Genomic DNA, 16,505 nt, shown 5'->3' with positions numbered 1-16,505 from the left:
TGATGATAATGGCAATTTACTTTATCGCACGGAGAGAAATGAGACGGTTAATTATGTTTGGGATGACCGAAATCGGTTGATTGCGGTTGAGGAGAATGGGGAGAGAGTTGAGTTTGAATATGATGATGATAATATTCGTGTTTCTCAGACGGTAGCTGGGGAGAAGACTAGCTTTTTATTGGATAAGAATCGTCCTTACGCTCAGGTGTTGGCTGAGTTTGTGGATGGGGAGGAAGTGGCGAGTTATGTGTATGGTTTGGATCTGATTTCTCAGCAGAGGAATGGGGAAGATTGGTTCTATTTTGTGGATGGGTTGGGTAGTACGCGAGGGTTGACTGATGGTAGGGGTGAGGTGACTGATGCGTATTGGTATGATGCTTATGGCAATTTGGTTGAGAGGGTTGGCAGTAGTGAGAATGATTATCTGTTTGCTGGGGAGCAGTTTGATGAGCAGTTGGGGCAGTATTATTTAAGGCAACGGTATTATGATACGGCGACGGGGAGGTTTACACGACGGGATACTTATGAAGGACGTTTAAATGAACCGATTACGTTGCATAAGTATTTGTATGCTCATGGGAATCCGGTTAATGGTATCGATCCAACTGGTTTTAGTACAATAGTACTTGGCGGCGCTTATTTGGCAATTGCAGCTGCTCTGCTTATCATTGCTTTAGCAATGATTGTTTTCTCGCCCCCACCAGAACGTCTTGGTGGTTTTGGAGAAGGTCCTGGGGTTGATATACGCGAGCTAGAGTCCCCTCGCCCTCGCGATCCAGAGGAGAGCTTGTTAGGGCGCATCTTCAGTTTCCCTCGGGCACAACCTCGAATTCCCACTCATACCGGTCATCCACGCGATAATAGCTTGGATGATTTTATTAGTCATGTTTTTCACTCATCTCAAAGTGTTCAAGATATCTTTTATCCAAATGGACAACCTATTGGAAAAGACGGAACTAATGGAAAAGATCCATCTATTAGAGAAGTTCAAGGAACTAAAAAGGATGCTCTTCGTATGCTTGAAAGGATTCGTGTAGCAGGAGGAGGATGGTACCGTCCTAAAACATCCTATCCAGGACATCAGATCCAGCTTCCTAATGGTGACATATTTGGAGTTCGCGAAAAGATGTCAAAGAGTCCCAATACTAATGCAACATTAGATGCTGGTAAGAATAAAAGTGTTCCAGCCATACGTAAAGTCAAATTCAATCCATGAGGTAGTTTAATGAACAATAAATTTCTAAAGTATAAATTTTGGGAACTTCTAATTCTTGAAGCATCACAAGATGATGTGGGAATCTGGGAAATAATTTATAAATTAAGTTTTGCTTTTCCACAATCTAATGAAGATGAAAGGAAAGTTATGACACTTGAAATAGTTCGCGAATATCTAGAAAATGGACTTATGGAACTAGGTGATTTTGAGTGTAACAATGAAAAGGGATATGAATTCAAGCTCTGGAATTTAGACATTGATAGTGCTATAGATCGGATTGACACTGAATGGAGCCAATTAGGAACAGAGCCTAGTGTGGGTGATATAGCTTTCCTAATCACAACCGAAAAAGGCGATCGAGAGGCTGATAAAATTTTGCAAAGAAAAAATGAAGATTCCCAATAATGGAGGTGTGATCGCGCCCTATCCTAGAGTAGCAGAACTGTTGCGATCGCTCCCAGCAACTACAACAGAGAATCCGGATCGATATTCAACTGTCGCAGTTTCTCCCGTAGCTGCTGTAGATCGGATTCTGCACTTTCAGCTCGCTCCTGCTGGCGTTCCGTTTCCTGTCGTTGGCGATCGCGTCTTATTCTAGAGTAGTCTAAGTGGTGCGATCGCACTTTAATTCTTGGAGTAATCTGTCCAAATATTCTCTACCTTCTTCACCATATCGCGTCCCTAAGACAATTGAAAGCTCAACATATCCGGGAGCCGAAAGCAGACAAATTTCGTTACTGGCAATTAGGTCTAGGAATGTTGACTCTTCGGGTTCGGCATACATAATGGCTAAGATAGCAGAGGGATCGATAACCACTAATCTAGTCCTCCCCAATGATTGTAGCCGACGATTTCCTCCGCCGATCGCCCATCGCGAACGGGTAAACTTCTGATGCGATCGCAGATTTGATGTATGGCTGCCCGATTAATTTTTCTCTTCTGTGCTGTAGAATTACGAGGAGCTTCTTGTGACAATTCAATCAGCCATTCCAGTAAAGCTTGGCGATCTCCCACAGGGAGATACTGGATCTGCTGCTTGAGTTCTACTAGAGTAGGGTTAAGGTTTCCTGCCATATACTCCCCTCAGTTCATTTTCTCTGTTCATTATATGGCGTTTCTGGCAGAAGATGGAGATGGGTCGCTCTACCAAGAGGCGATCGCTCCCACCAACTACAACAGAGAATCGGGATCGATATTCAACTGTCGCAGTTTCTCCCGTAGCTGTTGTAGATCGGATTCTGCACTTTCAGCTCGTTCCTGCTGGCGTTCCGTTTCCTGACGTTGGCGATCGCGCTCCAATTCCGCACCATCTGCTCTTTCTCGTTGGCGTTCGGTTTCCTGTCGTTGGCGTTCGGTTTCCTGTCGTTGGAGATCGCGCTCAACCACCACCTCCTCATAAGTTCCGAACACCTCCCCAGTCGGCGCGAACACCTGCAACTCTGGCGACAAGGTACTAAAACTCACTCCCAACAAAGGGCTTGTCCAACCCTCCATTTGAGGAATTTCTGTTAAGAAACCCCCACGTCTCAACCCTCCTTGCAGTTGATTCCGTTGCGGATTATAGACATAATATTCTTCCACGCCATAGTAATCGTAAAACCGAAACTTATCCTCCATTTCTCCTTTACTATTACTCGGCGATACGATCTCCATCGCCACTTGAGGCACTATATTTCCTTCTTCCCATTGCTTATAAGAACCTCTATCTTTGTTCTCTACTCCGAAAACCACCATGATATCCGGCGCTTGGCTGAACGGTAAACTTTGTTCGACTACCGTTAACGTTCCCGCCTTTCTGGGATACCACAACAAATCCCCAACAACAAATACATCGTCTCGCTCTTGAAACAGAGCCGACAATCCTCCTACAATGGTGGTAATTAAACGAAATTGAACTGTATTATCGGCCATTGGTTTGCCATCACTTTCTGGGTAGAGTCGAGCGTCAATTTGCGATTGAGAAAGCAATTCTTGTACCATCGTTTTCTACCTGAATACTGTTCCCGTACCTGGTTACTCTATATTTTATCTCTTCTAGTATACCCTTGGGTTAAATGTATATTGAAGCCTCAACATATCCGGGAGCCGAAAAAAGCTTGGCGATCGCCCACAGGGAGAGACTGGATCTATAGCGTTTCTCTCTGGTACAGCTTGAAGCCTTAGAACCTAAGCCATACAAGCTATTGCAAAGCAAGCCTATTGCCTAGCGCGAAGCGCTATACTGCTTGAGTTCTACTAAAGTAGGGTTAAGGCTTGCTGCCATATACTCCCCTCAGTCGTTGTGCTGAAGCGATCGTCAGAATTGATTGGATTCATGATCGTTCAACTCATGGCTGGCGCTCACTAAAGCAAACAAGGGCCCTGTTTGTTCTGTACCATTGACGGCTAGATCGCTATGGCATAGATAAAGACGCTCTTCCACGCGAGTGAGTAAATCGAGTAGGATGCGTCTGAGTCGTTCTTCATCGGCTTCTTGGGTATGTTCAACTGTCCAAGGTTGGCCTAAACGGTGCTGCAAAAAGAGGGGAGCGGCCCATAAATTAGCGGCTCCACCTTTAAGCCAGAGAGGGGAACTGGCATCGAGCCAAAAGTGCCATCGGTGAGTGTAGCGACTGGAACGGTATTGGAAAATGGTGGCTAGGGTGACGCTGTTGGCTTTGGGGCCGGTGGGTCGGACAGGGTAGGGGTTCGCAGCGATCGCCCCTTGGCGCAGCAGTTGGATAAATTGTGCTAGGGGAGAGTGGTTGGGATGCAAGCGATGATGGATCTGCCAGTAATGATGGGCGGTTTCCATCAGTTCGCGGATAGCGGCCAGTTGGTCGTAGGGCAGGGTATGGTTGAGGAAAAACCGGGTAATGGCGCGATCGAGGAAAATCAGGGGAGTGGTCAGCAGGCGTTGGGAGCGTCCTTCTTTTTGAGTTTCGATCCAGGTTCGGATTTGGTTGTAGGCGGTGCTGGGACGATAGCCTAGACGATCCCATCGGTCAAAAACTTGGATGTCGAGCAGGTGGGGATGATCGGGATCGGGAACGTAGCAGTGATCGGCGATCAGACCGGCTCGCACGGGGTCGATCCAGTAGGGAGGAGGTTGGTTGGGTTGGGCGGTTCCGAGCAGGGGATGGCTGAGAAAGATGAGCATTTCGGCGATCGCCTCTCGGTTTACCAGTCGCCCCAAGCCTGGATACACCAAGGTCAGTAGGGTGAGCAGAGCGCGGATCAAGGGGGAGGCGATCAGGGGGCGCTGTTCGTTAAGCGGACGCAGGGAAATATCGGCTTGGTTGAGGATGTGAATTAGGGTATAGCGGGCAATGTCGTCTAATCCTGGGGCGATGATGGCGATGTCTTGGGGGGGGATGTGCTGGTTGTGAATGGCATCAATGATGGTTTCGGCCGTTTCCCGTAAAAGTTGCGATCGCGAGATGGTAGAGAGTGATTGGATCTGTTCTGGAGGAAGCTGAACAGGTTCAGCAAATAGCGGGTTAATGACTTGTTCGATTTCGTCCAGGTCGAGTGTTCCTGCCAGTCCTAGGTTAGGGCGATTTCCGAGATCTTCAATGTGGCAGCGTCGGGCAATTTGGGCGATGTACTGGGGGTCGGCATTGAGACCAACGCGAATACCGCCATCTGGGTTGTAGGTGAATAAACTGGTGCGGTCTCGATCTAGAAATAGCTCAAATAGATAGCGCATGATGGCGGGATATTCATCGACATCATCGGCGCACAGACTCTGATAGCGTTGAAGGAGATAGGTTTGGTAATGGCGATCGCCAATCAGATGTTGTCCATACAGATCGAGCGCCAGTCCGTAGGTGAGAAAGCCATGGGTTAAACACCAAGTGCGCCACTGCTCCAGGGCAACGCCAATATTGGGCCAAATATCGGGACTTTTGGCCAGGCTTCCCAGTTCTCCTTGTTCGAGAATTAGGGGGATATCGGCGATCGCCACACCACTGGCAGCCGCTAGGGCCCAAGTATCTAACAGTTGCCGCACCAAGCGCACGGGGGATACCCCTTCTAAACTTAAGGCTCCACTGTCTAAATCGTCTTGCCAGAGAATACTTGCCCATTCTTGCTCCGTTTCTGGACGCAGGCGCATTGGGAATTGGGATTCTATCTCCAATTGCTGCATTAATTGGGGCCAAAATAAGCTCACTTGATTGAGGCAGAACCCTAGGGGGGTGGTGGTTTGGCTTAACAGTCCACCTCTAGGGGGGTCTAAGCGGGTGAGGCGATCGTCCAAATCTAAACGATTATCCCCCGTTGCCGCAAACACCAAAATCATCAGGTTGGCCGTCGAGTCAGAATCGAGTTGCGGCCAGACTTGCTCACCGATATACTCAACCAGACGACGGGTTTTACCACTGCGGGACGGGCCCACTATCCAAAGAGAATCTAAAGACACGCTACACGACTCAGAAGACATTTGATAAGATACCATTCATAGCGCCAGGCGCTGGTCATTGAAGTCTATTTGCTCGCTCGTTTTCTGGAATAACATGGCTAAAGGCTCTCCCTGGCAAAAATTCCAATCTTCCTTTCGCTTTCTCAACCGCTGGTTCTGGCAAACCCCCGATCGCGCCTTAGATGATGCCTACGAAGCTGTGCTGAAAATTCAGGCGATCGAAGAGGAATACTTTGCGGGACAGAAGATTGTTATTGATTCCCAACAATATAATAACACAGTTCAGTCCTATTTTAAGCGCGAATTAGCCAATAACTTAAACACCGCTCGCATTCGTTTATCCGAATTCAATACCAGCCGATTATTCGTTAATTCTTCCTCTCGGAAATTAGCTAATAGTCTCTGGCAATCTAACGCCATAAATCTCGACAAAAATCCCATTGAAGACTCCCAACTTACCCTAGAAAAACTCAACACCATCGATCAAATCTTAAGTCGATATAATGCTCAAGGGAACAATAGCCCAATCCCCTCCAATTCTCAAGCAGTTATTCCCGTCGATCCATCTCAATCCTTAACCATACCCAACCCCCAATCTCGCAAACCTAATCCATCCAAAAACATCCCGCCACCAAGACCTACCGTCGAAGAAATCACCAACGCTGAAACCATTTCCGATCAATCCAGTTTTCTGCCCCGTACCATTTTAGGAACATTCAAACGAGTCCAAAAAGAACTCGATCCCAAAACCGAAGAAGAATTACTGAATCGATTTCGGATTTCAAAATTTAAAACCATTATTTCCCTGCGCTTTATTTTACTGGCTTTCCTGATTCCCCTGCTCACCCAACAAATTGCCAGCAACTTCATTGTCGGTCCCATTGTTGATAAATTCAAAGAACGCGAACAGGTTTCAGTTTTCCTCAATGAAGATATGGAGGCAGAAGCCTTCATGGAATTAGAGAAATTTGAAAGCAAGCTTAAATTTGAGATGCTCATTGGCGATCTTCCTGAACTCAGCCCAGAGGAAATTAAAAAAGAACTGCATCATAAGGCAGAAGAAATTCAAGAAGAGTTTAGAACCGCAAGCTCAGATGCAGTGAAAAACATCTTTTCTGATTTTTTTGCCTTTGTTGCTTTTGGCTGGGTGATTTATACCAGCAAGCGAGAAATCACTGTTCTCAAATCCTTCATGGATGACTTAGTTTATGGCTTAAGTGATAGTGCCAAAGCCTTCATTATTATCCTCTTTACGGATATGTTCGTTGGGTTCCACTCTCCCCATGGTTGGGAAGTCATTCTCGAAGGTTTATCCCGGCATTTCGGACTTCCCGAAAGTCGAGAATTTATCTTCCTGTTTATCGCCACCTTTCCCGTTATCCTAGATACCGTCTTTAAGTATTGGATTTTCCGTTACCTGAACCGTATTTCCCCGTCTTCCGTTGCCACCTATAAAGAAATGAATGAATAATGGGCGATCAGTAGACCTCTTGCATAATTGAATAAATGGCAATGGAGTAATCCTGCATTCTTACCCCTATTCCCTATTCCCTATTCCCTCACCTTCTGCAAGAAGTCTAGTAATCTCCCTATCCCCCCATGCCCCCATTTCCTAAGGGTTCCACATCATGAAAATGGGTATAATCAATACAGCGTGTTCCTTTTTTATCCATTGAAACCACATTCACAAACGCCACATTACATCGGATATCCTCGGGATGATACCAATAACGGGAATGGATACTTTGGGAGACAGTTTCATCTAATCCAGTGAGTGAAATAATCACTTCTGGTTGCCACTCCTGAATCTTCTCTGGCGTAAACCCATAATGGTAAAATGGGCTGTGTTCATCAATCGGATGCATAATCATCCAACTGAGTACCAAGAACGGATTTTCCGATCTCACTAAATTAATATCTACAATTCGCCGTAAGCTATGACCTTCTGGAGTTATTTCTTGGGGCAATAAAACACTCACTCTGACTTGTGCTTCTACAATCCAATGGCTGCGTTGATTCGCCATCCGAAACATTAAAGTTGGGACTCCATTATAAGGGGTAATCACCGCTACTTCGCTAAACAAAACCCGTGCGGTTGGTTTAGAAAATCGGGCAAACAATAACCCCGTAGCTACCGCAAATCCTAATAAGCCAAATAAGGCTTCAATGGTAACGATAATATGAGTGTATAACGTCGTTGGATAAAACGCACCATAACCAATAGTTGTCAAAGTTTGGACACTAAAAAAAAAGGCATCAGCAAAGGAACCCGGTTGGGCATTAGCAATACCATTTCCTCCGACTAAATAGGCAAAAGCAAATAGGACATTGGTGATCAAATATAAAATAAAAATTAACCCAAAAAACTGCACCCAATCCATGGATAGCAACCCATGATATAAATCACTCCAATGGGGATAATGTTCTATCAGTTGAATGAAATTGACTTTGCCTGTTTTTTTCCTCAACTGCTTTAAGACACGTTTTTTCTGGGGTTTATTGATCATAGGATGAGCCAGATGGTAGAGTGTATAGAATCTATTATAAAAGTAAAAACAGCGCTTTCATGGACTTTCCTTGGCAAGAACAAATCGTTATTGATCAGACTCAACTGATTCTTAACAGTTATCAGCACTGGCTCGGTTCTCCTTTGTTGAATATGAATCAAGCACCGATAGACCTGGCACAACAGTTATTTGAAGCTCCCTTTGTTGTTCTTTCCCATGGTACGGAAGCCGATCCAATTTTTAATTATGGTAATCGTCAAAGTTTAAAGTTATGGGAATTAAGCTGGAATGAGTTAAGACAAACACCGTCTCGCTATACGGCGGAATCTATAGCTCAAGAGGAGCGAACTCGCATACTCACTGAAACGGCTACTAAAGGGTATGTAACGAGTTATTGTGGAGTGCGAATATCAAGTACAGGGAAGCGCTTTTTGATTAAAAATGGAGTGATTTGGAATCTTCTAGATCAACAACACAACTATCAAGGACAAGCAGCTATGTTTTCTGACTATCATTTTCTGTAGGAGATAGAGAGCTGTTTTCGCTGTTATGAGCATCGCTCTAAAACGGCTTCGTAATCGGGTAAATGCTCCATGACTCCGAGGATAGCGATCGCATCATATCGCTGTTCGGTCTCCAGTTCATACTCTAAAAAGTTCTGCTGGATGACTTGACAAGGTAACTGCAACTGCTCGATCAAGTTAGTCAAGAACGACATTGATTCTTGGGAAATGGTTAAAGAGGTGACCTCAATGCCTTGTCGTCCCGCATGTTCGGTTAGGGCCCCCAACCGCCACCAACATCTAATACCCAAGAGTCCTTTTCACAATAGCCGTACCGATTCTTGCCTTTTGTTAATCTTAAAAAGCATTGTTCGATGGCATCATGACAACCCCTTCCAGATCGGAAGCCATAGGAATGAGCTTCAAACACCGCTTCCCATTCGGGTTCTAGTGCATTAGTGCCAATCCAACTACGGAGAGGACCGCCATCTCGATCCCCTCGCCACGCACCCAAGTATGGGTGCGATCGAAGAAAGACATCTGTTCGCCCTACCCCTGTGGTCGGGTGAGACCTGTCATTTCAAAGGACAGGTTCAGGATTTGTTGGACTTTCTCGGTTTCACGGGTTTCAGGGTTTGGCATCATGAAGGTGTCTTCATAGATGAATTTTCCGGATACACCATCGTATCTCTCATCCAGAGCCACAGCCACGATGCGTTCACCACCAACCCAAACAGGTGCGGCCAGGCGACCAAAAAGATTGGTGAACAATCGCTCAAAACCTTTCAGGTTCCGACCCAGATTGCTCTGGATGTATCCGGGGTTCAGACAGTTGATGGTTACATCACTACCTTGCAAGCGTTTGGCGACATCTTCGGCGTGCATTATCATACAGAGCTTTGCTTGTGCATAAGTCGAGAAAATAGACCATTTCTTTTCGCGGTGGAGATCCTCTAGATCGAGGTGGCCATATTGCTGAGTCGCTGAGGTCAGGTTGATGATTCGAGCTTTAGGGGTGGATTGCACCCGCTCCAGAAGAAGTTCTGTTAGCAGGAACGGGCTGAGATAATTGACAACAAAGTTTAGCTCATAGCCCTCGGAGGATAGTCGTCTCTCTGTGATGTTGCCGCCAGCACAGTTTATCAGCAGATCGATCTGCTCACATTTCTTCAGGATCTCTGCCGCAGCCTGACGCACATTATCCAGCACACTCAGATCGCACGCGACAGTAGAAAGCGCACCAGAATATCCCTTGGCCCTGACTTCCGAAACAACCTGCGTGGTCTTCTGCGGGTTTCGCGCTACTAGGTGAATGTCCGCTCCCATAGAGGCGAGGCGCTCAAGGGCAATGCGCCCCATACCATCCGTGCCACCAGTGAAGACAACGGTTTTACCTGTCAGGTTTCGATCAGGAACCATCTTGGTCGATTTTCGCGGGAAGAATGTATCAATCCAAAGATTTCCAGAGGGGCGTTTCATAATGTCCTCAAATGAGCGGTGTCGGGTGTTTTGCTAAATATAAAACCATCAGGCTCTTGTTTAAAGACTGTTAGTCTCTTAAATTTGAGTTTATCGAGAACGCTCTAATCTGTAAAGAGTTTGATTAGCAAAGAGGTGTGAATCATGACGTTCAAACGGGCAAGGCAAACGGAGCAAAAGGCAGAGCGCAGGGCGGGGATTTTGGCCAAGGCCCGTGAACTTTGTGCAGAGCATGGCATTCTGAATTGGTCGCTGAATGAGTTGGGTCGCCGCGCTGAGGTCAATAAATCCAACCTCTACCGCTATTTCGGCAGTAGGGAAGAAATCTTGATGACACTGATGACAGAAGAGACTGGCGCGTTTGTCACAGCGTTCAAAGAGGCGACGGCTGGCAGAACACTGACTGCCCGGGAGTTTGCTAAAATCATCGCGCAACAATATGCCACACAATCGTTTCTGTGCGATCTTCTGAGCCTGTCTTCAACACTTTTTGAGCACAATGTCGATCTGGAAAAAATCCGAGATATTAAGCTCGGTAGCCTGTCACAGATGGATGAGATTGCTCAGGTGATTGCCGACTGCCTGTCCGGTGTAGATGAAGATGTGGCAGGGCAGATCGCATTTACCTCTGGTGTAATGACTGCGGGTCTTTGGCCCATGGCCAACCCAGCAGCTCCCATGCGCAAGCTGGCACAGTTTGAAGGACTGGAGAGGTTGCATTTCGACTTTGAAAGCCAGATGGAGCAGATGATGGTAGCCTATATCACAGGGATCATGGTCAACTGAGCTGCGATCGCGATCTCATCTTTGGGCTATGGTATACACTCTAGAATCAACGGGTTAGTTCCCAATGGGTATGGAGATCTCCAACTGAGTGCCTTTGCCCAATTGAGACGTACAGGTAATCTTACCACCATGTTTTTGAGCGATAATTGATTGAGCGATCGCCATTCCCAAACCCGTACCTTTACCCACTGCCTTAGTTGTAAATCCTTGCTCGAAGATCCGTTCTCTCACTTCTTCTGGCATCCCCATACCATTATCAGCAATTGTGACAATCACCTTTTCTACCGTTGCTGAGGTGGTAATCTTGATCTGATTAGCAATCTCATCAAAACTGCATCCTTGGTTGCCCTCATCTAATGCATCAATGGCATTAGCCATCAAATTCATAAATACTTGGTTCAGTTGCCCCGGAAAACATTGCACTTCTGGCAACTCTCCATAGTCTTTGACAATTTCAATTGCCGGACGCTCCTCGTTGGCTTTCAGGCGATGTTTGAGAATCAGCAATGTGCTGTCGAGACCTTCATGCAAGTTAAACGGGACTTTATACTCCTTATCTGTGCGCGAAAATGTCCGTAAAGAATTGCTGATATGGCGGATGCGATCCGTTCCTTCTTGCATTGAAGTAATCAGTTGCGGTAAGTCTTCTGTAAGAAACTCTAAATCTATCGCTTCTATTTCTTCTTCTATTGCTTCGCTTGGCTGTGGATATTCTTGCTGATAAAGGTCAAGGAGTCCAAGCAAATCTTCCAGGTAATCTCGCGCTGGTTCTATATTTCCGGCAATAAATCCCACGGGATTATTAATTTCGTGGGCTACTCCTGCCACTAAATTACCCAAAGCCGACATTTTCTCGCTTTGTACCAATTGCAGTTGGGCTTCTTGTAAGTCTTTGAGAGCCTGTTGTGCTTGTTCGTAGAGACGAGCATTTTCCAGAGATATAGCGGCTTGGGAACAGAGCATAGAGAGCACTTCCACGCGATCGCTTGTAAACGCTCCTACAGCCAGATGATTTTCCAGATAGAGGATACCAATCAGCTTACCTTGATTGAGGATGGGCACGCATAGGAAGCTTTTTGGTTGTTCTTGTAGCAGATAGGGGTCGCCGGCAAACTGGGTATCGCAAGAGAAGTCGTTAATAATAATTGCTTCTTGGCTGTGTTTGACTTTATTAATGATGCTTGTCGGCAGAGCGGTTTCGTCTGCTACCTGGTTTGAGTACAAATCACAGTTTTCTCTCGAGCATCGAGCTACAAACTGCCAACTTTCAGGTTGCTGTAAAAGCAGAATAGCGCCATCTGCTCCAGCATTTTCCATCGCTGCTTTCATTAACGTCGAGACCAGTTTATCCAGGTGCATTTCGCTCGATAGGGACTGAGATGCTTTCATCGCCGTTGCCCAATCCAGCATCGAGCTAGTCGTGCTGCTAGTCGAACCCGCCGTTTGCGTCAAAGTGTTCGTCAGGGTTTGACCGCTCGGGAACTGCAAACGGGGCTGTTGCAGAATGGCAGAAAGCAGTTGGGGATATTTTTCTTCGAGTTGGTCCGTCTTAGCCTTGGCTCCCCAGCGGGCGTAGCAGTAGTAGGCATCAGTCATATAGACTTGGGCAATTTTTTCTTTGTCCCAATCTAAGTAGAATTTGGCTGCCAGTTCGTTGGCTAGGGCTTCTTCTTGGATGTATTCGTTTTCTTTCGCTCCGGCTATGGCGCGATCGTACAGAGCGATCGCGCCAGCATAATCTTTCAATCGCCTTGATTTTTCTGCCTCAATGAGCGTGTCGTTATGCTGGAAATTCCCAGGACAATGTTTAACCCACAACTTCAAATTGTCTTGGCTGGCTTGGATCTGCTCCAAACCTCGCACTTTCTCATCTTCTCCTTTAAGGTTGTCTAAGTCAGCGAGGATCGACAAGATGTAATAGAAATCATTACGGGCAACACAAAACATTCCCGCTACTGTTGCCTCATATTGTTTTGCTTCTCGTGAATAGGTCAATGCACCGTCATAATTGCCCAATAGATAAGCTAACATAGCCTTACCGAAATTCGCCCAGAATAAAAGGGTGAAATTTTGAGTTCTCTTGAAAACAGGAAACATTTCCCGTTCATCAAATAATTCACCAACCAGCAGCTCTGGTGATTGCTTAAATTCCCCTAAAAAATTTAAGAGAATTTGTCCCCAAATCTTGGTTCCATTAAACTGAAAATCTTGCTTCATTTGTCCCACAAAAGTCATATAAGCTTGCTGGCGAGGACGAAGATTTTGCAAATTCTCTCCAATTAAAAATGGGATAAAACAAGAAGATAAAGCACAATAACAAGCATATTCAATATCTCCCGCTTCTAAACCCATTTCAATACCTTGCTGTAAAGCCGGAATGGCCATTCCTGGATAATCTTTCCAGTGGCGTGTAAATACATTAAACAGCAGACAGACTTTCGAGCTAAATTGGATGTCTGCAAATTGCTCTAAAATTCGTAATCCGGTCTGGCCAAATTGATAACCCCGTTCGATATCAACTTGACCGCCAGAGAGTAACATTCCATACAGAGAATAGCCAAACGCTGATTGGGGCGAATTGCCGCCTTCAGATGCCAGTTGTACCATTGTTGTAATGACTTTGGGCATCAAAGCGGGATTGGCTATATATGCCGCCGACCATAAACCCCCTAAAATTCGCATACCTGCAAGCTGGGCTGGATCGGTCATAGTTGGCAAGTTCTGAAAATATTCTAGGCTCCGATTTTCAGACAGGGTATCTACCAGCTCGATATCGAGCAGATTCAAGACTTTGAGTCCAATATCAATCGCTTCTTGCATTTTATTTCGCCCCAAATTCATCTGCATTTGTATTTCGTAAACCCGAGCTTTTTCCGGCAAACTTTTAGCATTTTTGACGACAACCTCGACTAGAGAGTCTGTTTTCTCATAGCTGCCGTTGAAGTAGGCTGCTTCTGCGGCTGCTTCGTGCAGATGGAGGGTTAGGATATATTGAGACTGCCAGCTATTGCCGGCCAGTAAGGAGAGTCCTGTGGTTAGGTAGTTGTTGGCGGCAACATAAGCAGTTGAGTCTTTTGCTTTTTTCCCGGCGATTAAATTCAATTGCGCCAGTTCATCGCGTTGCTTTTGGTCGGCGATTAAATCGATTCCATAGTTTAATTGACCGACGAGATCGAAAATTTTCTCAGCTCGCTCTTCTGGGGGAATCTGTTGGAGCAACAGTTGTCCGATGTGGTAATGGGTAAGTTGTTTGCGATCCTCTGGAATCAGAGAATAGGCAGCTTGTTGAACGCGATCGTGCAGAAACTTATAGCTTACCGAGATCTCCTCATTCGGCATTCTTTCATCCCGGTTCGCTTCTTGAAAAAACTTATACGTCTGGCCTAGGGGCAAAACCAACCCCTCTTGCAGTGCCCCCCACAAGGATGTTGCCACTTCCATCTGCTCGAGTTCGCTAACAATCGCCAAAGTCTGCAAATCAAAGCGATCGCCGATACAAGAAGCTAACTTCAAAATCTCCTGGGTGGCAACGGGAAGCTTGTGTAGCCGAGAAGCCATAAACTCTACTACATCTTCTGTCAGTGCCAACTGCCGCACTTCGGTCAGGTCGCAGTGCCAATAACCTTGATCGCGGTCAAAAGCAATCAACCCATCTTCGTGCAATCCCTTGATAAACTGGGTGGCAAAAAAGGGGTTTCCCTTGGTTTTTTGATAGACTAGTTTCGTTAAAAGCCAAGCCAATTCTTGGCTACAGCTTAGAGTATCTGCGACCAAGCCATTGAGATCGACTCCCCTTAAAGGAGCGAGAGTTATAGTATTAATAATTGCTCCCGATTTGACAATTTCTTCTAGAGTCAGCCTCAGCGGGTGGGCAGGATAGACCTCATTATCCCGATAGGCTCCTAGCAATAGCAGATAGCCCGTCTCGCTCTCGCCCATGAGTAGTTGTATCAATTGCAGAGATCCCGAGTCAGACCACTGTAGGTCATCTAGGAAAATGACTAAGGGATGCTCAGGAGTGGTAAAAACTTGAATAAATTTCTGAAATAATAAGTTAAAGCGATTTTGGGCTGCATTTCCAGAGAGTTCGGGCACCGAGGGCTGTTTGCCAATCAATAGCTCTAACTCGGGAATCACCTCAATAATCACTTGCCCATTTTCGCCTAAAGCGGCAAGAATTGCGCTCTGCCACTGGGCTACCTGAGCATCAGATTCTGCTAAGAGCTGTTGCATCAAATCCCGGAATGCTTGTACGAAGGCGCTAAAGGGAATATTGCGGTTGAATTGGTCGAATTTTCCTTTGATGAAATAGCCACGCTGTCGAACAATTGGTTTGTGTACTTCGTGGACGACGGCGGTTTTGCCAATGCCGGAAAACCCGGCAACAAGCATTATTTCTGTCTGCCCTTGGGCTACCCGCTCGAAGGCGGCTAGTAAGGTCTCAACTTCGGCTTCTCGTCCGTAGAGTTTTTCGGGAATGAGGAAGCGACCAGCAATATCCCTACTTGCCAAGTCAAAGGCTTCTATTTCACCCCTTTCTTGCCATTGTTTCAAACAGTTTTCCAGGTCAAATTTTAATCCTAAGGCACTCTGATATCGCTCTTCTGCATTTTTAGCCATTAATTTCATCACCAGCTCTGAAACTACTGGCGGGATCTCTATCTTTGATACGTTATTTTCTACTTCTGCTGGCGGTATGGGCGGTTGGGAAATATGGCAATGTACTAATTCCATTGGGTCGTTACTGCTGAAGGGTAAGGTTCCGGTGAGCAGTTGGTATAAGGTTACCCCCAAAGAATAGAAGTCACTGCGGTAGTCTATGCCTCGATTCATGCGACCGGTTTGTTCGGGGGAAATGTAGGCTAGGGTTCCTTCTAGGACGTTGAAGTTTTTGATTTCTTGCGCTTCACGAGGTAGTAGGGAGGCGATGCTGAAATCAATTAATTTAACTTTTTGGGTTTCGGGTTGAATCAGGATATTTGCTGGTTTAATATCTTTATGAATAACTTGTTGCCGATCTAGCTCCTGTAAAATTTCAGCGAGTTGGATGGCGATATCTAAACAGTTTCCTAGGTCTAAGAAGTGCTCTTTTGCGACTACTTTGTCGAGAGAGATAGCCCCTTCCTCGGGCATAACCAAGGCGTAACCCTTACCATAGCACTCCAAGCTTAGGGGAACGACAATGCCAGTTGAGTTCAGGTTTTTAGAAATGACATACTCTAAAACTGGGGTAGGAGTTGCGTAACAATTTGATCACGACGTTTAGGGAGTCGGATAGGCGTGTTCCTTGATAGACTAGGGTTCGTTCTCCTTCATATATGTTTTGTCCAATTTGATAGCCGGGAAGTGTTGGAGTCATTGGTCTAGTCTTTATTAGGGATAGCGATCGCCAAAGAAGACCTTTGTTCTATTCAGAAGTATAGTTTACTTCTGTTGTTGGTACGGGTCTGTTTTGCCTAATTTGATAACCAGGTAACTTCAAGACCATTTGTCTATGTACTTTTGGCGGAATTTAGATTATAGCCTTTATATTAGATTCAAGTAGAGATCGCGATCGCTCCTTCGTGGCGATGCCATTCCTCACTATCTTGCAGAAGAGTCTATAACCTGGT

The 16,505-nt window shown here is 45.9% G+C and carries 13 protein-coding genes and 2 pseudogenes; 6 read left to right on the top strand and 9 right to left on the bottom strand.

What is annotated here, in order from left to right:
• The 3 genes from J7529_RS19420 to J7529_RS19410 form a co-directional block, all read left to right on the top strand.
• Positions 1-1,216: RHS repeat-associated core domain-containing protein (locus J7529_RS19420; protein WP_318730345.1), on the top strand; the 1,216-nt coding region annotated here is incomplete at its 5' end.
• Positions 1,217-1,225: 9 nt separating this feature from the next.
• Positions 1,226-1,621 (top strand): hypothetical protein, encoded by a 396-nt coding sequence (locus J7529_RS19415; RefSeq protein ID WP_318730344.1) that lies wholly within the window; start codon positions 1,226-1,228, stop codon positions 1,619-1,621.
• Positions 1,605-1,814 (top strand): hypothetical protein, encoded by a 210-nt coding sequence (locus J7529_RS19410; protein ID WP_318730343.1) that lies wholly within the window; start codon positions 1,605-1,607, stop codon positions 1,812-1,814. The genes J7529_RS19415 and J7529_RS19410 overlap by 17 nt, the downstream gene beginning before the upstream one ends.
• A 6-nt stretch (positions 1,815-1,820) precedes the next feature.
• Here J7529_RS19410 and J7529_RS19405 read toward each other — a convergent pair whose 3' ends face one another.
• The 4 genes from J7529_RS19405 to J7529_RS19390 form a co-directional block, all read right to left on the bottom strand.
• Positions 1,821-2,033, bottom strand: a complete 213-nt coding sequence (locus tag J7529_RS19405) for a type II toxin-antitoxin system VapC family toxin (protein ID WP_271940334.1) — start codon at positions 2,031-2,033, stop codon at positions 1,821-1,823.
• Positions 2,033-2,290, bottom strand: coding sequence for a hypothetical protein (locus tag J7529_RS19400; protein WP_318730342.1), 258 nt, complete (start codon positions 2,288-2,290; stop codon positions 2,033-2,035). Before J7529_RS19400 ends, J7529_RS19405 begins: the two co-directional genes overlap by 1 nt.
• Positions 2,291-2,386: 96 nt before the next feature.
• The gene (locus J7529_RS19395; protein ID WP_318730341.1) at positions 2,387-3,196 is read right to left on the bottom strand and encodes a Uma2 family endonuclease; all 810 of its coding nucleotides are present in this window, start codon (positions 3,194-3,196) and stop codon (positions 2,387-2,389) included.
• Positions 3,197-3,512: 316 nt separating this feature from the next.
• A complete protein-coding gene (locus J7529_RS19390; RefSeq protein ID WP_318730340.1) occupies positions 3,513-5,639 on the bottom strand; it encodes a hypothetical protein in 2,127 nt (708 codons plus the stop codon).
• 73 nt (positions 5,640-5,712) lie between these two features.
• Here J7529_RS19390 and J7529_RS19385 point away from each other — a divergent pair, with 73 nt between their 5' ends.
• A complete protein-coding gene (locus J7529_RS19385) occupies positions 5,713-7,089 on the top strand; it encodes a proton extrusion protein PcxA (RefSeq protein WP_318730339.1) in 1,377 nt (458 codons plus the stop codon).
• 118 nt (positions 7,090-7,207) lie between these two features.
• Here J7529_RS19385 and J7529_RS19380 read toward each other — a convergent pair whose 3' ends face one another.
• Complete coding sequence (locus J7529_RS19380) at positions 7,208-8,125, bottom strand: ion channel (RefSeq protein WP_318730338.1); 918 nt, start codon at positions 8,123-8,125, stop codon at positions 7,208-7,210.
• A 59-nt stretch (positions 8,126-8,184) separates the two neighbouring features.
• Here J7529_RS19380 and J7529_RS19375 point away from each other — a divergent pair, with 59 nt between their 5' ends.
• Positions 8,185-8,649 (top strand): MEKHLA domain-containing protein, encoded by a 465-nt coding sequence (locus J7529_RS19375; protein ID WP_318730337.1) that lies wholly within the window; start codon positions 8,185-8,187, stop codon positions 8,647-8,649.
• A 23-nt stretch (positions 8,650-8,672) separates the two neighbouring features.
• Here J7529_RS19375 and J7529_RS19370 read toward each other — a convergent pair whose 3' ends face one another.
• The 3 genes and pseudogenes from J7529_RS19370 to J7529_RS19365 all read right to left on the bottom strand — a co-directional run bounded on the left by J7529_RS19370 (position 8,673) and on the right by J7529_RS19365 (position 10,107).
• Positions 8,673-8,915 carry a class I SAM-dependent methyltransferase gene (locus J7529_RS19370; RefSeq protein WP_413038933.1) on the bottom strand — a complete coding sequence of 81 codons (243 nt, stop codon included), beginning with the start codon at positions 8,913-8,915 and terminating at the stop codon, positions 8,673-8,675.
• A gap of 11 nt (positions 8,916-8,926) precedes the next feature.
• Positions 8,927-9,085 (bottom strand): annotated as a pseudogene (locus J7529_RS24825) (RNA-directed DNA polymerase); the annotation flags it as partial.
• Positions 9,086-9,177: 92 nt separating this feature from the next.
• A complete protein-coding gene (locus tag J7529_RS19365) occupies positions 9,178-10,107 on the bottom strand; it encodes an SDR family NAD(P)-dependent oxidoreductase (RefSeq protein ID WP_318730335.1) in 930 nt (309 codons plus the stop codon).
• 144 nt (positions 10,108-10,251) lie between these two features.
• Here J7529_RS19365 and J7529_RS19360 point away from each other — a divergent pair, with 144 nt between their 5' ends.
• On the top strand, positions 10,252-10,893 hold the full coding sequence (locus J7529_RS19360; protein WP_271940325.1) for a TetR/AcrR family transcriptional regulator: 642 nt from the start codon (positions 10,252-10,254) through the stop codon (positions 10,891-10,893).
• Between the two features lie 54 nt (positions 10,894-10,947).
• Here the strand turns inward: J7529_RS19360 and J7529_RS19355 are convergent.
• Positions 10,948-16,252: pseudogene (locus tag J7529_RS19355) on the bottom strand (AAA family ATPase).
• Positions 16,253-16,505 lie beyond the last annotated feature (253 nt).

The organism is Roseofilum sp. Guam (assembly GCF_017746735.1).
Taxonomy (GTDB): domain Bacteria; phylum Cyanobacteriota; class Cyanobacteriia; order Cyanobacteriales; family Desertifilaceae; genus Roseofilum; species Roseofilum reptotaenium.
Note: the sequence above shows the minus strand (reverse complement) of the source record. Positions and strands in the feature narration are given on the sequence as shown.

What these genes read in the sequence shown, in the direction of transcription:
- J7529_RS19395 (WP_318730341.1), bottom strand. Translation starts at nt 3,196, where the DNA reads ATGGTACAAGAATTGCTTTCTCAATCGCAAATTGACGCTCGACTCTAC.
- J7529_RS19375 (WP_318730337.1), top strand. Translation starts at nt 8,185, where the DNA reads ATGGACTTTCCTTGGCAAGAACAAATCGTTATTGATCAGACTCAACTG.
- J7529_RS19400 (WP_318730342.1), bottom strand. Translation starts at nt 2,290, where the DNA reads ATGGCAGGAAACCTTAACCCTACTCTAGTAGAACTCAAGCAGCAGATC.
- J7529_RS19360 (WP_271940325.1), top strand. Translation starts at nt 10,252, where the DNA reads ATGACGTTCAAACGGGCAAGGCAAACGGAGCAAAAGGCAGAGCGCAGG.
- J7529_RS19385 (WP_318730339.1), top strand. Translation starts at nt 5,713, where the DNA reads ATGGCTAAAGGCTCTCCCTGGCAAAAATTCCAATCTTCCTTTCGCTTT.
- J7529_RS19365 (WP_318730335.1), bottom strand. Translation starts at nt 10,107, where the DNA reads ATGAAACGCCCCTCTGGAAATCTTTGGATTGATACATTCTTCCCGCGA.
- J7529_RS19415 (WP_318730344.1), top strand. Translation starts at nt 1,226, where the DNA reads ATGAACAATAAATTTCTAAAGTATAAATTTTGGGAACTTCTAATTCTT.
- J7529_RS19390 (WP_318730340.1), bottom strand. Translation starts at nt 5,639, where the DNA reads ATGTCTTCTGAGTCGTGTAGCGTGTCTTTAGATTCTCTTTGGATAGTG.
- J7529_RS19410 (WP_318730343.1), top strand. Translation starts at nt 1,605, where the DNA reads ATGAAGATTCCCAATAATGGAGGTGTGATCGCGCCCTATCCTAGAGTA.
- J7529_RS19380 (WP_318730338.1), bottom strand. Translation starts at nt 8,125, where the DNA reads ATGATCAATAAACCCCAGAAAAAACGTGTCTTAAAGCAGTTGAGGAAA.